This window comes from Brachybacterium sp. AOP25-B2-12 (assembly GCF_052378625.1).
Taxonomy (GTDB): Bacteria; Actinomycetota; Actinomycetes; order Actinomycetales; family Dermabacteraceae; genus Brachybacterium.
Map to the genome: position 1 here is coordinate 1 of NZ_JBQSXW010000047.1, position 2,748 is coordinate 2,748.

Below are 2,748 nucleotides of genomic sequence, written 5' to 3' on the forward strand. Positions count from 1 at the left end.
GTCCAGGACCGGCTCGCTGGCAAGGTCACCCACCCTGACGGCCGCACCGTCAACGGCCCAGACACGCCAGTCTGGAAAGGGTTGAACAAGCCCCACCGGGCCGACCGTCGCTGGTCGAAGGCCTGGAGGCCGGAGCAGATCAGCCACCGCCTGCGCATCGAGTTCGGTGATGATGAGTCCATGCGGATCAGTCACGAGGCGATCTACCAGTCACTGTTCATCGAGGGCCGCGGGGCGCTGAAGCGGGACCTGGTGACCTGCCTGCGCACCGGCAGGGCTCTGCGCTCGCCGCGTGAGCGTTCGCGGAACAAGCCCCATGGCCATGTCACCGCCGATGTCGTGATCAGCGAACGGCCCGCGGAGGCCGCGGATCGGGCTGTTCCCGGCCACTGGGAAGGCGACCTGATCATCGGCACCGGCCGCTCCGCGATCGGCACCTTGGTCGAACGCCACAGCCGCGCCACGATCCTGGTCCATCTGCCTCGCTTGGAGGGCTGGGGCCAGACGCCGCCGGTCAAGAACGGCCCCTCGCTGGGCGGTTACGGTGCGGTCGCGATGAACACCGCGCTCGCCGCGTCGATCACCGCTCTGCCGCAGCAGCTGCGCAAGACCATCACCTGGGACCGCGGCAAGGAACTATCCGCTCACGCCACCTTCGCCCTGGAGACCGGCACGAAGGTCTACTTCGCTGACCCCCACAGCCCATGGCAGCGGCCCAGCAACGAGAACACCAACGGGCTGCTGCGTCAGTACTTCCCCAAGGGCACCGACCTGTCCCGCTGGACAGCAGAAGATCTGGAAGCCGTGGCCCACACCCTAAACAGCCGCCCCCGCAAGACCCTCGGCTGGAGAACACCGGCCGAGGTCTTCGAAAAGCAACTACAATCCTTGGAAGAAGCCGGTGTTGCGACGACCGGTTGAACCTGCCGTGGCTCCGACCAGCAGAGCGATGTCAGCAGTTGGCTTTCCATCTCAGCGGTGCCGCTGGAAGGATGCCCACCGGCAAATCCCGCACCTCGTGGATTGCGAGCGTTGCGAGCGAGAGCGTGCCTACGCGAAGGAGAATTGTGATGGACGTTGACCTGCTGGTGATCGGCTGGGGCAAGGCAGGCAAGACCCTGGCGGGGCGCTTCGCGGCCGCCGGCAAGACCGTGGCGCTGGTGGAGCGCTCGCCCGAGATGTACGGCGGCACCTGCATCAACATCGGCTGCGTGCCGACCAAGGACCTCGTCGTCTCGGCCGAGGAGCGTCGCGACTCCGACGACCCGCAGGAGTTCTTCCGCACCGCCGTCGCCGGCCGCGACGCGCTGATCGGCACGCTCAACGCCGCGAACCACCAGATGCTGGAGAAGCCGGGCGTCACCCTGGTGGACGGCACCGCCCGGTTCACCGGCCCGCGGACGGTCGTCGTCGACACCGCCGAGGGCCAGGTGGAGCTCACCGGCGAGACCGTGGTGATCGGCACCGGTGCGACCTCGCGCCGCGTCGACCTGCCCGGCTTCGACTCACCGCGGGTGTTCGACTCGACCACCATCCAGCACATCGACCCGCTGCCCGAACGGCTGGTGATCGTGGGCGGCGGCTTCATTGGGCTGGAGTTCGCTAGCATGTTCACCCACTTCGGCTCCAAGGTCACCATCCTCGACCGCGGCGAGGAGTTCCTTCCCCGCGCCGACCGGGACGTGGCCGAGGCCGTGAGGCAGACCCTGCTCGACATGGGCGTCACCATCGAGCAGGGCGTCCGGCCCACGTCGCTGGACGACGACGGCACACACGCCGTGGTGCACACCACCAAGGGCGATTTCGCGGCCGAGGCCGTGCTGGTGGCCGCCGGACGCGTGCCGGTCACCGGCGAGCTGGGCCTGGAGGCCGCCGGCATCGAGGTGGACGAGCGGGGCTTCGTCGTCGTGGACGACCAGCTGCAGACCAGCGTCCCCGGTGTGTACGCGGTGGGCGACGTCAACGGCGGCCCGCAGTTCACCTACATCTCGCTGGACGACAACCGCATCGTGTGGGACGCGGTGATGGGCCAGGGCACGCGCCGCCGCAGCGACCGCGTGGCGGTGCCGAACACCACCTTCATCACCCCGCCGCTGTCGATGGTGGGCATGGACGAGACCCAGGCCCGCAAGTCCGGCCGCAACGTCCTGATGGCGAAGAAGGAGGTGGCGAAGATCGCCGCCATGCCCCGGCCGAAGATCGTCGGCGAGACCCACGGCCTGTTCAAGCTGTTCGTCGACGCCGACAGCCAAGAGATCCTCGGCGCGACGATCTTCTCCATCGACTCCCAGGAGCTGGTCAACATGGTCGCCCTGGCCATCCGGCTGGGCGCCAAGGTCTCCGACCTGCGCGACGGGATCTGGACCCACCCGTCCAGCACCGAGGCCTTCAACGAGGTGCTCGGCACCCTGGAGCCATTGGCCTGACCGCTCAGGCACGAGTACGCCCTCCGACCCGATGGGTCGGAGGGCGTTCTGCTTCGACGGGGGCGGTCGGGCCCGGCGTCCGGCCCCGCCGCCGACGCAGGCACCGCATGTCTTGGAGGCTGACCGACCCGCCCCGGGAATAGACCCTGCCGGATCGTGGTTCGAATAGGTGTACCCTGTAGGGGTATGCATCGCAAGATGGCTCGGTTCGAGGCGTCCGTGCTGTCGTCGATGCCATCGCCGCTAATCCCGACCTGACCGCCACTGTGCTCCAAACTGTCGGCGTAAAGGGATGGGACGGGTTCATCCTCGTCCGCAGAGG

1 protein-coding gene and 1 pseudogene are annotated in these 2,748 nt (G+C 68.1%); both read left to right on the plus strand.

The annotated features are described in order from the left end of the window. A pseudogene (locus tag ACT3TZ_RS14975) lies at positions 1–921 on the plus strand (IS30-like element ISPfr9 family transposase); the annotation flags it as partial. A gap of 149 nt (positions 922–1,070) precedes the next feature. Beyond that, positions 1,071–2,426 (plus strand): FAD-dependent oxidoreductase, encoded by a 1,356-nt coding sequence (locus ACT3TZ_RS14980; RefSeq protein WP_055345496.1) that lies wholly within the window; start codon positions 1,071–1,073, stop codon positions 2,424–2,426. Positions 2,427–2,748: the final 322 nt, after the last annotated feature.